General features: G+C 73.6%; 1 protein-coding gene. It reads right to left on the bottom strand.

Annotated elements, in window-relative coordinates; translation table 11 throughout:
- Nucleotides 1-4 precede the first annotated feature (4 nt).
- A complete protein-coding gene (locus tag MUY22_RS31365) occupies nt 5-17,638 on the bottom strand; it encodes a non-ribosomal peptide synthetase (RefSeq protein ID WP_247050598.1) in 17,634 nt (5,877 codons plus the stop codon).
- Nucleotides 17,639-18,612 lie beyond the last annotated feature (974 nt).

The raw sequence follows: 18,612 nt of genomic DNA, 5'->3' as shown, positions 1-18,612 counted from the left end.
TCTGTCAGAGGTCTTGGCCGGCGGCGAGCCGTTCGAGGTCCCGCAGGACCCGTTCTTCGACGAGCTCGGCCAGGGCCAGCACGGTGCCGGCGGCGAGCACGTCCTTGGGGGTGAGCTGGACGTCGAAGGCGGACTTGGTCATCGACGTGATCCGCAGGCTGCGCACGGAATCCCCGCCGAGGGCGAAGAAGTTGTCCTCGACGCCGACCCGGTCGATGCCGAGCGCCTCGGCCCAGATCGCGGCGAGGACCTCTTCGGTCTCGGTTTCCGGGGCCGCGTACTCCGCGCCCGCCTCCGGCGCCGCGGGCTCCGGCAGCGCTCGCCGGTCGAGTTTTCCGTTGGCGGTCAAGGGAAGCGCGTCGAGCGCGACGAAGGCCGCGGGCACCAGGTGCGCCGGCAGGGTCGCGGCGACGTGCTCCCGCAGTCCGGCAACCGAGCCCGCGACGACGTAGGCGACCAGCCGCTGGTCGATCGCGACGACGGCGGCGTCGCGCACGTCCGGGTGGGTCCGCAGGGCCGCCGCGATCTCGCCGGGCTCGATCCGGAAGCCGCGGATCTTGACCTGGTCGTCGGCGCGGCCGAGGAACTCGAGCGTGCCGCCGGGCCGCCACCGCACCAGGTCGCCGGTGCGGTACATCCGGGTGCCCGGCGCGCCGAAGGGGTCGGCGAGGAACCGCGTCGCGGTCAGCCCCGGCCGGTTCAGGTAGCCGCGGGCGACGCCGGCACCGGAGACGTACAGCTCCCCCGGCGCCCCGATCGGCACCGGCCGCAGCGCGGCGTCGAGGACGTGCACGCGGGCGTTGCGGATCGGCCGGCCGATCGACGGGGTCGGGCCCGGCTCCAGCGGATCGCTCCACGTGGCCACCACCGTGATCTCCGTGGGGCCGTAAGCGTTGATCATCCGGCGGTCCGGCGCCCAACGGGCGACGAGATCGGCCGTGCAGGCGTCACCGCCGACCACCAGCGTCCGGAACGCGGGCAGCGCCACATCGGGCACGCTCGCCATCGCCACCGGCGGGATCAGCGCGTGGGTGACGCCCTGCTCGCGCAGCACGCCGGCCAGCTGCTCGCCGAGCAGCGGTCCGGGCGGCGGCACGACCAGCGCGGCGCCCGCGGGCAGCGCCATGCACAGTTCCAGCACCGAGGCGTCGAAGCTGGGCGAGGAGAACTGCAGCACCCGGTCACCCGGCCGGACGTCGAAGTGGTCGACCTCGGCGCCGGAGAAGCTCGCCAGGCCGGCGTGCGTGACCACGACGCCCTTCGGGGTGCCGGTCGAGCCGGACGTGTAGATCACGTACGCCGGCGCGTCGAGCGCCGCGGTCCGGGCGAGCGGCTCGGCCGAGGCGTCCGCATCGTCGAGGGTGGCCAGCTCGGCGGGGGTCACCACGACGACCGGGGCCGCGTCTTCGATCATGAACGCGATCCGCTCGGCCGGGTAGTCCGGGTCGATCGGCAGGTAGGCGGCGCCGGTCTTGAGCACGGCCAGCTGCGCGACGACGATCTCCACCGAGCGCGGCAGGGCGAGCGCGACGATCCGCTCCGGCCCGGCGCCGCGCGCGGCCAGCGCCCGCGCCAGCCGGTTCGCCCGGGCGTCGAGTCCGGCGAAGGTCAGGCTCTCGTCGCCGGCGAGCACCGCGACGGCGTCCGGGGTCCGGGCCACCTGTGCCTCGATCAGGTCGATCAGGGTCACCGGCGCGACGTCGTGGCGGGTGTTGTTGAACGCCACCAGGATCTCGTCGCGTTCGGCCGCGGTCAGGACGTCGAGTGTCCCCAAGGGACGGTCCGGGGCGTCGGCCAGCACGCCGAGCACGTGCTCCAGCTGCCCCACCAGCCGCTCGATCGTCGCCGCGTCGAACAGCGCCGGGTCGTAGCCGAGGCCGAGCGACAGCCGAGGGCCCGGCGAGGCCACGACGCTGAGCGGATAGCTGGTCGTCTCCCGCGCGTCGAGATCCCGCAGGCGCACGCCGTGCCCGGCGACATCGTCGGCGGTGATCGGGTAGTTCTCGAACACCACGATGCTGTCGAACAGGTTCTGCCCGCCCTCGACGCCGCTCCAGCCCTGCACCGCGGTCAGCGGGACGTGCTCGAAGCGGCGCGACTCGGCCTGCGCGGCCTGCAGGTCGCGCAGCCAGCCCGCGACCGGGGCCGCCGGGTCCACCGCGACCCGCACCGGCAGGGTGTTGATGAAGATGCCGGTGATGTCGTCGACGCCGGCCAGCCCGGCCGGGCGGCCGGACACGGTCGCACCGAAGCAGACGTCGTCCTGGCCGCTGTGGCGGGACAGCAGCAGCGCCCACGCTCCCTGCACGATCGCGTTGACGGTGAGCCGTTCCCGCCGGGCGAACGCGGCGAGCCGGGCGGTCCGGTCCTCGTCGAGGTCCCGGCCGGCCCACACCGACGAACTCGCTTCGTGGGCGACGGCCGGAACCCGGTCGTAGGGCAACGGCGTCGGTTCGGTGACACCGCCCAGTTCGCGGCGCCAGTACTCCTCCGCGCCGGCCTGGCCCTGTGCGCCCAGCCACGTCACGTAGTCGGCGAACGGCCGCCGGTTCGGCAGGACCGGCGCGGCACCGTCACGCAGGGCGGCGTACGCGGCGCAGACGTCGGACAGCACCTGGAAGACGCTCCAGCCGTCCAGCAGGACGTGGTGGAACGTCCAGAGGAGCTGGACGGCGTCGCCGGGCAACCGGGCCAAGGTGACCCGCAGCAGCGGCGCCGCGGCCAGGTCGAACGGCTCGGCGCGGTCGCGGGCGAGCAGGTCGCGCAGGGCCTCGCCGGTGTCGAGGTCCCGCCAGTCGAGTTCGGTGACCGGCAGGCGCACGTCGCGGTGCACCACGAGCAGCGGGTCGGCGACGCCCTCCCAGACGACGCGGCCGCGCAGGACCGGCGTCCGGTCGACCACGTGCTGCCAGGCCGCGGCCAGCGCGTGCGGGTCGGTGACGCCGTCGAGGACGGCGGTGACCTGTTCGAAGTAGACACCTTGTGCCTGCTGGGAAAGGCCGTGGAAGACCATGCCGGCCTGCATCGGGGTCAGCGGGTGGATGTCGGCCACGGTGCGGCCGTCGCCGGCGATCCGGTCGACGTGGCCCTGGTCCAGTCCGGCGAGGGGGAAGTCGGACGGCGTCCGGCCGCCCGCCCCGGGCCCGGAGCAGTGCGCGACGGCTTCGCCGAGCGCGGCCACCAGGTCGGCGGCCAGCCGCCCGACCGTCTCGGCGGTGTGCACCCCGGGCGAGTAGTACCAGGTCAGCTCCAGGGAATCGGCCTCCACGCGGCCGACGACGTCGAGCAGGTGCGCCCGGCCCGCGCCCGCGCCGACGGCGGAGTCCAGACTGCCGGCCGCGCCTTCGAAGCGGCCCAGGTAGTTGAAGCCGATCTCGGCGTCGACCGCGGGCGCGGTCCCGGTCAGGTACCGCAGCGCGCCGAAGCCCACACCCCGGCGGGGCACCGCGCGCAGCTGCTCCTTCACCGACTTGAGCAGGGAGGCCCAGTCGTCGTCGATCCGCAGCGCGACCGGGTACATCGAGGTGAACCAGCCGACCGTGCGGGACAGGTCGACGTCGTCGAACAGGTCCTCGCGGCCGTGCCCCTCCAGGTCGATCACCATGTGGTCGCGCCGGGTCCAGCGGGCCAGGACCCGGCCCAGCGCGGCCAGCAGCACGTCGTTGACCTGCGTCCGGTAGGCGCCCGGGACGTCCTGCAGCAGGGCCCGGGTCAGCTCGGCGTCCAGCCGCGCGGTGACCGTCCCGGTGGTGCCGTCTGCGGCCGTGCCGTCGACCGGCAAGGCCGCGTCGACGTCGAGAGCGGTGCGCCAGTACGGCAGTTCGTCGTCGAAGCCGCCGGCTTCGGCCCGGCCGGCGAGCCGGTTGGCCCAGTCGCGGAACGACGTCGTCTTCGGCGGCAGCGGGCGCCGCTCGTAGGCGGTTTCCAGGTCCTCCAGCAGGATCCGCCACGAGACGCCGTCGACGACCAGGTGGTCGACGGTGAGCCGCAGGACGGCCGGTTCGAGCAGTTCGGCGGTGAGCAGCGGCCCGGCGGCGACGTCGATGACGGCGCCGAGGAGCTCGGCCGGCTCGGCCGCGGCGTTGACCTGGCTGTCGCCGGTGAACCGCATGCGCAGCGCGTCGTGGTGCTCGACCAGCGCGGCCAGCGTCGCGCGCAGGCGCTCGACGTCGAACGGTTCCGCCCGCTCGACCCGGACCGACTGCGTGAAGTCGGCGGCGGCACCGAAGTCGCCGGTGAAGAACCAGTGCTGGATCGGCGTCAGCGCGGTGGGGCCGCTGACCGGGCCCTGCTCGGCCACGGTCACCGTGGCCGTCCCCGCGGCGACGGCCAGCGCCGCGACGGTCTGGTGGGCGAACAGGTCCCGCGGGGTGAGCGCGAGGCCGTGACGCCGCGCCCGCGAGACGACCTGGATGCTCAGGATCGAGTCACCGCCGAGCTCGAAGAAGTTGTCCTCGATCCCGACCGCGGGCACGCCGAGCACGTCGGCCCAGACCCCGGCCAGGACGCGTTCGTTCTCCGTGCGGGGCGGCAGGTACCCGGCCACCGGCTCGGCGGCCGGCTCCGGCAGCGCCTGCCGGTCGACCTTCCCGTTGCGGCTCAAGGGAAGTGCGTCGAGCGTGACGAACGCCGAGGGCACCATGTAGTCGGGCAGGTCGCGCTGCAGCCACGCACGCAGGTCGGTCGTCGTGGCGGTGCCGACCAGGTAGGCGACGAGCCGCTTCTCGCGGGTGACGACGACGGCTTCGGCGATGCCGGGGTGCGCGGCCAGGGCGTTCTCGATCTCGCCCAGCTCGATCCGGAAGCCGCGGATCTTGACCTGGTCGTCGGCCCGGCCGACGAACTCCAGCACCCCGCCGGCCGACCAGCGGACGACGTCGCCGGTGCGGTACATCCGCGCCCCCGGCGCACCGAACGGGTTCGCGACGAACCGTTCCGCGGTGAGCCCGGGCCGGCCGAGGTAGCCGCGTGCGACGCCGGTGCCGGCGACGAACAGCTCCCCCGCCACCCCCGGCGGGACCGGCCGCAGCCCGGCGTCGAGGACGTAGGCGGCCATGTTGTCGAGGGGACCGCCGATCGGCACCACGTCGGGAACCGGCTCGTGCGGCGGCAGGACGCAGCGGCTGGCGAAGGTCGTGGTCTCGGTGGGGCCGTAGCCGTCGACGACGGTCAGGCCCGGGCATGCGTCGCGCACCTGGCGGACGGCGGTCGCGGGGACGACGTCGCCGCCGGTCCACACCTCCCGGACCCCGCGCAGGCACGCGGGGTCCTCCTGCGCCAGCAGGCGGAACAGGCCCGCGGTCAGCCACAGCGCGCTCACGTGCTGCTCGGCGACGAGCCCGCGCAGCACCTCGGGGTCGAGGTCTCCCGGCGGCGCGACGACCACGCGGCCGCCGTTCAGCAGCGGCACCCACACCTCGTACGTCGAGGCGTCGAACGCCTGCGGTGAGTGCAGCAGCACGGTCCGGTGCGCCTCGCCCGCGAAGGACCGGTCCGACGCCAGGCCGACGACGTCGTGGTGGGTCACCGCGACGCCCTTCGGCGTCCCCGTCGACCCGGACGTGTACATCACGTACGCCAGGTTCTCCGGCCGCACCAGCACTTCCGGCGCGGTCTCCGGCCCGTCGAGGGGCTCGCCGACCAGCACCGTGGGTCCATTGTGGACGTCCGCCCACGACTGGTCGGTGACGACCACGCAGACGTCCGCCTCGGCCAACACCAGCCGCATCCGGGCGGCCGGCGCGCGCAGGTCGACCGGGACGTACGCGGCGCCGGCCTTGAGCACGGCCAGTTCGGCGACGACCAGGTCGGCGGAGCGCTCCAGCAGCAGCCCGACGCGGTCTTCGACGCCGACGCCGAGCGCGATCAGGTGGTGCGCGAGCCGGTTGGCGTGCTTGTCCAGCTCGGCGTAGGTCAGCTGTCCGAGCGCGGGGGCATCGGGCGTGCGGCGGACCTGGTCGGCGAACCTGCTCACCACCGTGGCCGGGGCGACCGGGTGTGCGGTGGTGTTGAACGTCCGCAGCACGCTTTCGCGGTCGTCCTCGGTCAGCAGGTCGAGTTCGGCGACCGCGCGGCCGGAATCGGCGGCGATGCGGTCCAGGACGAGGAGCAGGTGCCCGGCGAGCCGCTCGATGGTGGCCGCGTCGAACAGATCGGGGTCGTGGTCGAACGACACGGCCAGCCGCTCGCCCGGCGTGACGACCACGCTGAGCGGGTAGTTGGTCGGCTGCAGCTCGCCGTCCTCGTGCAGGCCGATCCCGTGCGCGGCGATGGCGTCGGCGTCGAAGGGGTAGTTCTCGAAGACGAGGATGCTGTCGAACAGTGCGGCGCCCATCCGGGCCAGTGACACGAAGTCGAACCGGCGCGATCGCGCCTGGGCGGCTTGCAGGTCCCGCAGCCACGCGGCTACGGTCTGTCCTTCGTGGACGGTGATCCGGCTGGGCAGGGTGTTGATGAACAGGCCGACCATCGACTCGACGCCCGGCAGGTCGGCGGGGCGCCCGGAGACGGTGGTGCCGAAGACGACGTCGGCTTCACCGCTGTGACGGGCGAGCACGAGTCCCCACGCGCCCTGCACGATCGTGTTGAGGGTCAGCCCGGCGTGCCGGGCCAGCTCCCGCAGCCCGTCGATCGGCGCCGACACCCGGATCGACGCGGCGGACCGGGCGCGGTGTGCCTCCCGCGGGCGGCGGTCGTACGGCAGCGGTGTCGGCGTCCGGACGCCGGCCAGCTCGGTGCTCCAGTGCTGTTCGGCGGCGGCGGTGTCCTGCTCGCCGAGCCAGCGCAGGTAATCGCGGAACGGCGGCCGGTGCCCCGGAACGGCGCCACCGGCGTACCGGGCGCAGACCTCGCCGAACACCTGCGCGGCGCTCCAGCCGTCGAGCAGCACGTGGTGGAACGTCCACAGCATCAGGACGTCCCCGCCGGGCAGCCGGGCGAACCCCAGCCGCAGCAGCGGCGCGGCCGCCAGGTCGAAGCCCCGCGCCCGGTCGGCGTCGAGGAACCGCTCCAGCTCGCTCGCGCGCTCCCGCTCGTCCAGCGCCGTCCAGTCGAGCTGGACGACCGGCACCGGCGCGGACCGCTCGACGACCTGCACAGGCTCGTCGAGACCGTCCCAGACGACGCGGCTGCGCAGCACCGGCGTGGCCGCCACGACGTCGTGCCAGGCCTGGGCCAGGCGTTCGGGGTCGGTGACGCCGGACAGCCGCAGCCGCACCTGGTTGAGGTAGGTCCCGGCCGCGCCGTCGACGAGGCTGTGGAACACCATGCCCGACTGCATCGGGGTCAGCGGGTAGATGTCCTCGACCGTCTCGCCGGTCCCGGCGAGACGGTCCACGGCGGCCTGGTCGAGCCGGGCCAGCGGGAAGTCCGACGGCGTCCGGCCGCCGGCGTCCGGGCCGGCGCAGTGCCCGACGATCCCGGTGAGCGCGGCGAGCAGCGCGTCGGCCAGCCGGTGGACGGTGGCCTCGGTGTGCACTTGGTCCGAGTAGTGCCAGGTCAGTTCGAGGCGGTCGCCGACGACCGCGCCGACGACGTCGAGCAGGTGCCCGCGGGTCTGTCCGGGGTGAGCCGCGCCGTCGAGGCCGCCGCCGTGGTCGAACCGGCCCAGGTAGTTGAAGCTGATCCCGGGTTCGACGCGCGGGGCGGTGCCGGCGAGGTAGCGCAGGGCGCCGTAGCCGACGCCCCGGCGGGGCACCGCGCGCAGCTGTTCCTTGGTCTGCTTCAGCGCGTCGCCCCAGTCACCGGCGGGCACGGTGAGGGCGACCGGGAAGATCGAGGTGAACCAGCCGACGGTGCGGGAGAGGTCGACCCCGGGGAACAGGTCTTCGCGCCCGTGCCCTTCGAGGTCGACCAGGACGCGGTCGCGGCCCGTCCAGTCCGCGAGGACCCGGCCCAGCGCGGTCAGCAGGACGTCGTTGACCTGGGTCCGGTACGCGCCCGGGACGTCGTGGAGCACCGCCCGGGTCGCCTCGGCGGGCAGTCGCACGGTCACCGACCGGGCGGACCCGTAGGTGTTGGCGCCCGTGGCGTCGACCGGCAGGGCCGGGTCGGCGTCGGTGGCCGCCCAGTGGGCGAGTTCGTCGTCGAACCCGCCCGCGGCGGTGTGCTCGGCCAGGGTGCGGGCCCAATCGCGGAACGACGTCGTGCGAGCGGCGAGCTCGCCGCCGGCGAGGAGGGTGTCCAGGTCCTCCAGGAGGATCCGCCACGAGACGCCGTCGACGACCAGGTGGTGCGCGGCGAGCGTCAGCGTGGTGCCGGACAGCTCGGCCCGCAGCAGCGGTCCCCGTTCGAGGTCGATGGTGGCCCCGAGCACGTCGCCGGCCTCCGGTGCGTGGTACTGGCCGTCGCCGATGAACCGCAGCCGCAACGCGTCGTGGTGCAGCTGGAGTTCCCGCAGGGCGTGTCCCAGCGCCACGGGGTCGGCTGCGGGCAGGTCGATCGAGACGGACTGGACGAACTGCCCGGCGTGCACCGGCTTCGGGTCGAGGTACCAGTGCTGGACGGGCGTCAGCGGTGCTTCGCCGGTCACCGGTCCTTCGTCGACCGTGACGGCGGCGGGCGCGGTGCTCGCGACGAGGGCGAGCGCGGCGACGGTCGGGTGGTCGAACACCTGGCCCGGCATGAGGTCCAGCCCGGCCCGGCGGGCCCGGGAGACGACCTGGATGCTCAGGATGGAGTCGCCGCCGAGTTCGAAGAAGTTGTCGTCGGCGCCGACGCGGTCCACGCGCAGGACCTCGGCCCAGATCCCGGCCAGCAGCCGCTCGGCGTCCGTGGCCGGCTCGCGGTACGCCCGCTCCGGCGCACGGTCCGGCGCGGGCAGCGCCCGCCGGTCCACCTTCCCGTTGTCGTTGAGCGGCAACGCTTCCAGTGGGACGTAGAGCGAGGGCACGAGGTAGTCCGGCAGGGACCGGAGCAGGAACTCGCGCAGGTCCGGCGCCCCGGTCGCGACGACGTAGGCGACGAGCCGCTTGGTCCCGGCGCTCTCCGCCGCGACGACGACGGCTTCGGCGACGTCCGGGTGCGCGGTGAGCGCGGTCTCGATCTCCCCCAGCTCGATCCGGAAACCGCGGATCTTCACCTGGTCGTCGGCGCGGCCGGCGAACTCCAGCACTCCGGCGCGGGACCAGCGGACGAGGTCGCCGGTGCGGTACATCCGCGCCCCCGGCGCGCCGAAGGGGTCGGCCAGGAACCGTTCCGCCGTCAGGGCCGGCTGGCCCAGGTAGCCGCGGGCCAGTCCGGTGCCGGCGAGGTACAGCTCGCCGACGACGCCCGGCGGGACCGGCCGCAGCCCGGCGTCGAGCACGTAGGCCGCCATGTTGTCCTGCGGCCGGCCGATCGGCAGCACGTCCGGCACCGGCTCGCCCGGCGGCAGGACGAGGTGACTCGCGAAGGTCGTCGTCTCGGTCGGCCCGTAGACGTCCACCACGGCCAGGCCGGGGCACGCCGCCAGCACCTGGCGCACCGCTGCGGGGGGAACCACGTCGCCGCCGGTCCACACCTCGCGGATCCCCTGCAGGCAAGCGGGATCCTCCTGCGCCAGCACCCGGAACAACCCCGCCGTCAGGAACACCGCGCGCACCCCGTGCGCGGCGACCACGCGACGCAGCACCCGGGCGTCGACGTCGCCCTGCGGCGCGACGACCACCCGGCCGCCGCTGAGCAACGGCACCCACACCTCGTACGTCGACGCGTCGAACGCCTGCGGGGAGTGCATCAGCACGGACCGGTGCGCCGGTCCGGCGAAGCACCGGTCCAGCGCCAGCCCGACGATGTCCCGGTGGGTCACCGCCACGCCCTTCGGTGTGCCCGTCGACCCCGACGTGTACATCACGTAGGCCAGGTTTTCCTGGTGCAGCACCACCTCCGGCACGCTCGCCGGTTCGTCTCCACAGTCGTCAACGCGGACGGCCGGTCCACTGTGGACATCCTGGCCCGGGTCGTCGGTGACGAGCACCCGCACGCCGTCGAGCAGCACGCGCAGGCGTTCCCGCGGGGCTCGGGCGTCCAGCGGCAGGTACGCGCCGCCGGCCTTGAGCACCGCGAGCTGGGCGACGACGACGTCCGCCGACCGGCGCAGCAGCAGCGCGACCAGGTCGTCCCGGCCGGTGCCGAGCGCGATCAGGCGGTGGGCCAGCCGGTTCGCTCGGACGTCGAGTTCCGCGTAGGTCAGGGTTTCCCCGCCGGTGACGGCGACCGCGTCGGGGTGGCGCCGGACCTGCTCGGCGAACAACTCCGGCACGGTCGCGGCCGGGAGGTCGTGCGCGGTGTCGTTCCACCGGACCAGGACGTCGTGCCGCTCGGCGTCGGTGAGCATCCGCAGGTCGGCGACGGGCTTGTCCAGGCCGGCCGCCAGCTCGGTGAGCAGCGTGCGCAGGTGCCCGGCGAACCCGGCGACCGTCTCGGCGTCGAACAGCGCCGGGTCGTAGCCGAAGGCCAGGTCCAAGCGGTCCTCGCCGGGATAGGCGACGACGCTGAGCGGGTAGTTGGTGCTCTCGACGCCGCGCAGCTCACGCAGCCCGAGCCCGTCGGTGACCGGGTAGTTCTCGAAGACCAGGAGCGTGTCGAACGGGGTCACCGGCGGCGCGTACTCGAACCGCCGCGCTTCGGCCTGTGCGGACTGCAGGTCCCGGAGCCAGTCGCACACCCGGGCACGGTCGTCGACGTCGGTGACCAGCGGGAGGGTGGTGATGAACATGCCGGTGATCTCGTCGGCCCCCGGCAGTTCGGCGGGCCGCCCGGCGACCGTGGTGCCGAAGCAGACCTCCGGCCGGCCGCCGTAGCGGGCCAGCACCACGGCCCAGGCGCCCTGGACGAGGGTGTTCAGGGTCAGGCCGTGGCGTTGCGCGGCGGCGCGCAGCGGTCCGGCCGGCACGTCGGCCCGCAGCGCGGCCGTCGACTCGACGGTGTGCCGCTCGGGGGTGCGGTCGGGCCGCAGCCGGACGGGCTCGGGGCGGCCGGAAAGCTGCTCGCGCCAGTACGTTTCCGCGGCGGGACGGTCCTGCTCGGACAGCCAGCGGACGTGGTCGCGGAACGGGCGCCGGGTGGGCAGCGCCCGGCCGGCGTGCGCCGCCGAGACGTCGGAAAGCACCTGGAACAGGCTCCAGCCGTCCAGCAGGAGGTGGTGGAACGTCCAGACGACCCGGACCTCGGTCGCCGAGAGGCGGGCGATGAGCAGCCGCGTCAGCGGTACCGCGGTCAGGTCGAGCCCGGCGGCGCGGTCGGCGGCCAGCACGGCGTCCAGGTCCTCGGGCTCGGTCGTCCAGTCGCGGTGCTCGACGGGCAGGGTGACGTGGCGGTGGACGACCTGCACGGGCTCGTCGACGCCGTCCCAGACGACCCGGCTGCGCAGCACCGGGGTCCGGTCCACGACGTGCTGCCACGCCCGGGCGAGGGCGGCCGGGTCGGGGACGCCGGTCAGCACGAACGTGACCTGCTGGAGGTAAGCGGACCGGGCGTCGCCGGTGAGGCCGTGGAAGAGCATGCCGGCCTGGGCCGGGGTGAGCGGGTAGACGTCTTCGACATCGCGGCCGTCGCCGGCGATCGTGTCCACGCCGGCTTGATCCAGGTGCGCCAGCGGGAAGTCCGACGGCGTGCGGCCGCCGGCGGCCGGGTCGGCGCAGTGGGCGGCGATCTCCGCCAGGCCGTGCACGAGGTCGTCGGCGACCGCGCCGAGGGTGGCTTCGCGGTGCAGCCGGTCGGAGTAGAACCAGGTGATCTCCAGGCAGCCGTCGGTGACGCGGGCGACGACGTCGATGGCGTGCGCGCGGATCGCGTCGGGACTCTGCGACAGTTCGAGGTCCCGTTCGAGGCCGCGGTAGAGGTCGCCGGCCACCTCGAAGCGGCCGAGGTAGTTGAAGCTGAGCCGGGGCGTGATCTCGGGGGCGGTGCCGGTCAGGTAGCGCAGGGCGCCGTAGGACAGGCCGCGAGCCGGGATCGCGCGCAGCTGTTCCTTGGTCCGTTTCAGGGCTGCGCCCCAGTCGCCGCCGGGCACGTCGAGCGCGACCGGGAACAGGGACGTGAACCAGCCGACCGTGCGGGACAGGTCGACGTCGTCGAACAGCTCTTCGCGGCCGTGGCCTTCGAGGTCGAGCAGGACCCGTTCGGTGCCGGTCCACCGGCCCAGGGCGCGGCCGAGCGCGGCCAGCAGGACGTCGTTGACCTGGGTCCGGTAGACGCCCGGGACGTCCTGCAGCAGTGTGCGCGTCAGCTCGGCGTCCAGCCGGGTGGTGACGGTCCTGGTACTGGCGACGGTGTCGACGCCGTCGGCGTCGAGCGGGATCTGGGTGCCGTCGACGGCGCGCCAGTGGTCGAGGTGGTCGTCGAAGGAGTGCGCGGCGAGCCGGGCCGACCAGTCCTGGAAGGACGTCGTCCGGGCGCTCAGCTCGCGGCCGTGGTAGGCGTGGTCGAGGTCCTCCAGGAGGATCCGCCAGGACACGCCGTCCACGACCAAGTGGTGCACGGCCAGGCGCAACGTCGTCCCGGTCAACTCCGCGCGCAGCAGGGGGCCATGTTCGAGGTCGATCGTCGCGCCGAAGACGTCGGTGTCGCCGGGTTCGGCGTGGGCTTGCGTCCAGCCGGCCTCGGTGCGGCGGAACCGCAGCCGCAGGGCGTCGTGGTGCGCGACCAGGGTGTTCACCGCGGCCCGCAGTCGAGCTTCGTCGACGTCGTCGGCGAGCCGGACGCTCAGCTCCTGCGCGAAGTGGTCCGGGTCGGCCGGCTCGGCGTCGAGGAACCAGCGCTGGATCGGGGTCGGCGTCACGGCCCCGGTCGCCGCCCGCCGCTCCACGGCCGGGGCCGACGTGCCGGCGGCCGCGGCGAGCGCGGCGATTGTCTGGTGCCGGAAGACGTCGCGGGTCGTGATCTTCAGGCCGGCCTTCGCGGCCTCGGACACGAGCCGGATGCTGAGGATCGAATCGCCGCCCAGCTCGAAGAAGTTGTCCTCGACGCCGACCTCGGGCAGCCCGAGCGCTTCGGCCCAGATCCCGGCGAGCAGGCGTTCGGCCGGGGTCCGCGGCGCCACGCGGGTGGTGGTGCCCGCCCAGTCGGGGGCGGGCAGGGCGCGCCGGTCGAGCTTGCCGCTGGGGTTGAGCGGCAGCCGGTCGAGCGGCACGAACGCCGAGGGCACCAGGTGCGCGGGCAGCGAGCCGGCGAGGAACTCCCGCAGCTGCGCGGGGGTGACCGAGCCGCCGGGCACCACGTAGGCGACCAGCCGCTGGTGCCCGGCGTCCTTGCGCGCGACCACGACCGCCTCGGCGACGTCCGGGTGCTGCCGCAGTGCGGCCTCCACTTCGCCCGGCTCGATCCGGAACCCGCGGATCTTGACCTGGTCGTCGGCGCGACCCAGGTATTCCAGCTCGCCGTGCGCGGTCCAGCGCACGACGTCGCCGGTCCGGTACATCCGGGCCCCCGGGGCGGCGAAGGGATCGGCGACGAACCGGCCGGCGGTCAGGCCCGGCCGGCCGAGGTAACCGCGGGCGACACCCGCGCCGCCGAGGTGCAGCTCCCCCGGCACGCCGACGGGCACGCGCCGCAGCCCGGCGTCGAGCACGTAGGCGCGGATCCCGGCGACCGGGCGGCCGATCGGCGGCGTGCGATCGGTGTCGTGATACCACGCGGTCGCGTACACAGTGGACTCGGTCGGCCCGTAGATGTTCGCGATCCGGCTGTCCGGCAAGGCTTTCCGGATGTCGCGCAGCGCGTGCAGCGTCAGGGCTTCACCGGCCAGGACGACCGTCGAGGGCCGCACCGAGACCGCGCCCTGCGACAGGAGCTGCGCGAACGCGGACGGCACGCCGCTCACCAGGCCGACTTCCCGGCCGGCGTCCGGTTGCTCGCCGAGGGCCAGCACGTCCCGGACGATCTCGACGGTGGCGCCCGCCATCAGCGGCGCGAAGATCTCGAACACCGAGACGTCGAAGTTGAGCGACGTCGACGCGACGACGGTCGACCCGGGCCGCAGGACGGCGCCGAAGTCGGCGGCCGCCCACGCCATCAGGTTCGCCGCGCTGCGGTGGGCGATCACGACGCCCTTGGGGCGGCCGGTCGAGCCGGACGTGTGGATCACGTAGGCCGGGTTGGCGGGGTCGGGCTCACCGTCGACCGGCGCCGTCGACCGGCCGGCGAGCAGGCCGGGGTCGTCGAACGCCAGCGCGGGCCCGGGTCCCTCGCCGTCGGCCGTCAGCAGCAGGACCGGGGCGGCGTCGTCGAGGATCAGCGCGATCCGGTCGGCCGGGTAGGCCGGGTCGACCGGCAGGTACGCGGCGCCGGACTTGAGGACGCCGAGCAGCGCCACCAGGATCCGTTCCGTGCGCGGCAGCGAGACGGCGACGAGCCGCTCGGGTCCGGCGCCCCGGTCGAGCAGGACGCGGGCCAGCTGGTTGGCCTGGTCGTCGAGCTCCCGGTAAGTCAGGCGGCGGCCGTCGCAGACGACGGCGACCGCGTCCGGCGTCCGGTTCACCTGGGCCTCGAACAAGCGGGGCAGGGTGAGCGCGGGGACCGGGACCGCCGGGCCCCGCTCGAGGTCGTGGAGCCGGGCCAGTTCCGCACCGTCCATCATGGACAGCGCGGCCAGCGGCCGGTGCGGGTCGGCGACGACGGCTTCGGCCAGCACGCGCAGGTGCCCGGCGAAGCGGTCGATCGTCGCGGCGTCGAAGAGGGCCGTGTCGTACTCGATCGCGACGCCGCGGCCCTGCGGCTGGAACTCCAGCACGAGGTCGAACCGGGCCCGGGGGCGGGGCAGGTCGTGCTCGCCCAGATGCAGGGCGCCCGCCTCCCGGGGCCGGACGAGGTCCTGCTGGAGCACGAGCAGGACCTGCACCAGCGGCGTGCGGCCCGGATCACGGGCCGGCCGCAGGTCGTCGACGACCTGGTCGAAGGGCACCTCGCCGGCGGCGAACGCCGCGAGCGCGGTTTCCTTGACCTGGCCGAGAAAGGCGTCGAACGGCTGGGCAGGGTCGACGGCGGAGCGCAGGACGAGCGTGTTGACGAAGAACCCGGCCAAGCGCTCGAGCTGGTCGTGGTCGCGCCCGGACACCGCGGTGCCGACGGCGATGTCGTCCTGCCCGGTGTAGCGGGCCAGCAGCAGCTGGACCACCGCGGTCAGCGTCGTGAACAGGGTGGCGCCGGTGTCCTGGCCGAGGGCGGCCAGGCCACCGGCGAGCTCCTCGGGCAGCGGGTAGCGGCGGATGGCGCCGTGCGTCTCGCGGACGGGCGGACGCGGCCGGTCGGTGGGCAACGCCAAGGGCTCCAGCCCGGCCAGCCGCTCCCGCCAGTACGTCAGCTGCCGCTCGCGCAGCGGACCGGCGAGCCGCTCGTGGTGCCAGCGGGAGTAGTCGCGGTACCCGATCGGCGCCGGGGTGGGCTCCTCCCCCGCGTACAGCGCGGCGAGCTCGTCGACGAGCAGACCGACCGACCAGCCGTCGGTGACGATGTGGTGCTGGCACAGGAGAAGGAGGTGCTCGTCGGGACCGAGGCGGATCAGCGTGGCGCGGGTCAGCGGCCCGGCGCCCAGGTCGAACGGGCGGTCCAGCTCGGCTGCGAGCAGCGCGTCCAGGTCGTCATCGGCGTCGGTCTCGCGCAACGGGATCGTGGCGGTCTCGGCGACCACCTGGAAGCCGTGCCCGTCGACGGTGCGGAAGGTCGTCCGCAGCGCCTCGTGCCGCGCGACGAGGCCGGCCAACGCGGTCCGCAGGGCTTCGCGATCCAGCGGACCGGACAGGGTGAGCCCGACACCGGCGTTGTACTCGGTGCTGCCCGGGTTCTGCTCGTCGAGCAGCCACAGCCGGCGCTGGACCGGCGAAATCGGCACGACGTCTTCGTGGGTGCCGCGCTCGATCCGGCCGCTCGCCGGCTGGTCGCCGTCGGGCAGCAGCGCGGCGAGCTTCGCGATGGTCCGGGCGTCGAACACCACCCGCGGTGACAGGTCCGCGCCGAAGCGGGCACGGATCCGGGCCAGCGCCCGCGCGCCGAGGATCGAGTCCCCGCCGAGCTCGAAGAAGTCCGCGTCGATGCCCACATCGGGCACGCCGAGCAGGTCGGCCCAGATTTCGGCCAGGACGCGCTCGGTCGCGGTCCGCGGCGGCGTGTGGGTCGCGCGCGCCTGGGCGGCCCAGTCGGGCTCCGGCAGCGCGTCGCGGTCCAGCTTGCCGTGCGTGGTCAGGGGCATCCGGTCGAGCACGACGAAAGCGGCGGGCACCAGGTACGGCGGGAGCTTGGCTGCCACGGCCGAGCGCAGGGCGGCCGGCTCGGCGTCCCCGGCGACGTAGGCGACCAGGCGCTTGACGCCGGGCTGATCCTCCCGGGCGACGACGACCGCTTCCCGGACGTCCGGGCGGCCCAGCAGCAGAGCTTCGATCTCGCCGGGCTCGATGCGGAAGCCCCGGATCTTGACCTGGTGGTCGGTCCGCCCGACGAACTCCAGCTCGCCCGAGGCGGTGCGGCGCACGACGTCACCGGTCCGGTACATCCGGGCACCAGGCGCGCCGAAGGGGTCGGCCACGAACCGGCTCGCGGTCAGGCCCGGCCGGTCGAGGTAGCCGCGGGCCAGGCTCGGCCCGGCGAGGTGCAGCTCGCCGGTGGTGGCCGGGCGCAGCGACTCGTCGAGGACGTACACCGTGGTGCCGGGCAGCGGCCGGCCGATCGGCGGCGTTCCCCCGGGCGCCAGCGGGTCGCTCCAGGTGGCCACGACGGTGGACTCGGTGGGACCGTAGGAGTTGATCATCTGGCGGCCGGGCGCCCAGGTCCGCACCAGTTCGGGCGGGCAGGCGTCGCCGCCGACGATCACGGTCCGGAAGTCCGGCAGGCCCGCGGCGTGCGTGGCGGACAGCGTGGCCAGCGCGACCGGCGGGATCAGGGCGTGGGTGACCCGGTGGTCGGCGAGGACTTCGGCCAACCGGTCGCCCAGCAGCGGCCCGGCGGGCGGGACGACGAGCGCGGCGCCCGAGGGCAGCGCCATGCCCAGCTCCAGGATCGAGGCGTCGAAGCTGGGCGAGGAGAACTCGAGCACCCGGTCGCCGGGGTGGACGTCGTAGCGGTCCCGCATCGCGGCGAAGAACCCGGCCAGGCCGCGGTGGGTGACCACCACGCCCTTGGGCACGCCGGTCGAGCCGGAGGTGTAGATCAGGTACGCGGGGTGGCCGACCTGCAGCGGGCGCGTCCGGTCCTCGTCCGTGAGGTCGTGGCCGGGCCTGCCATCGAGCAGCCCGGCCCGGTCGAGCGCGATCGTGGCCGCGGTCCCGACGCCGTCCGGTGCGGCCACCGACTGCGTGACGACCAGCACCGGCCGGGCGTCGGCCAGCATGAAGGTGATCCGCTCGGCGGGGTGGTCCGGATCGACCGGAAGGAACGCCGCACCCGCTTTTGCCGTCGCCAGTTGCGCGACAACGAGGTCGGCCGACCGCGGCAGCGCGAGCGCGACGACCCGTTCCGGCCCGGCACCGTGCTCGACGAGCACCCGCGCCAGCTGGTTCGCCCGAACGTTCAAGTCCGCGTAGGTCAGCGTCCCGTTCGCACCGGTCAGGGCCGTGGCAAGAGGACTGCGAACGGCTTGTGCCTGGAACAGTTCGGCGAGGTGCGCGGGCGTCGGCACGCTGCGGGACGCCGTCCCGGCCACGACGACCGGAACGTCAGATGACGGCATTTCCAAAACCCTTTCGAGCGTGGTGTGACCAGCGCCGGACCAGCCAGGCACCAGAAAAGACGAAAGACGGGTTTACCGAGGAATCTCCGATGTGGTACCGGACCGAACAGCCTCAATGCGACATACGGTGAACCGCGCACGCAGAGGCACGCGCACCACCGATCGCGAAGACATACGCAAGATCCTTTCTCACCCCAGAAGCAAGGCAGCGAAACGTTCGCGCTCCTTGATCGAAAGTAGATCAATTCAACGGTCCGTGATCCCCCAACAACCAGATTCGTCAGTCACGTTACCCAGTCGAGATCAGGCTCGTACCGCCGGATGGAGTATCAGGAAAAATTCAACGGAAATCCTCGAAAGGTGATCACCCAGAGGAAAAACCAGCACCTCGAGCAGTTCACCCTTCTGCCGATTCTGTACCACCAATGACGGGTTTAACACCCAGGAAACTCCCTCACCAGCGATTACCCGCCACCCAACGGCGCCGCAGCGATCACCTCTTTCCACATTTCGAGATCACCCGGATGACACGTAACGCGAGCATGACCACGCAAAGGCGGCGACCGAAAACAGATCCGTAACCACGACGTAAACCCGACAAAATACCAACCGGACGGCCGGATTCCACATGACCGGAAGACATGCCGATCAATCGGTTCTCGTGGCACATCTGGTGATCTTTTGACGCGCCACCACCCGGTTTTCACCTGAAGAGCACGCCGGCTGCCTTTCTTGGACCGGGCGCGTCCGAAGATCCCGATGCCAGCAGGCAACCGACGAAAGCGGAGAACTCCACAGCGACCCGAGCCCACCTGCGAAAAGCCGGCGAAAGCACACCGACCGGCGTTCTCGCGATGGTGCGGGATATCCCCCGGCCGGGTGTTCGTGATTCGCGACTACGTCCCGGAGCACCAGAGTGCAGATTTCACCGGCGGGTGCGATCCCGGGACCGACACACCTCGTGACGTGCTGTG

The organism is Amycolatopsis sp. WQ 127309, from assembly GCF_023023025.1.
Taxonomy (GTDB): domain Bacteria; phylum Actinomycetota; class Actinomycetes; order Mycobacteriales; family Pseudonocardiaceae; genus Amycolatopsis.
This window is presented reverse-complemented; position numbering and strand designations above follow the sequence as displayed.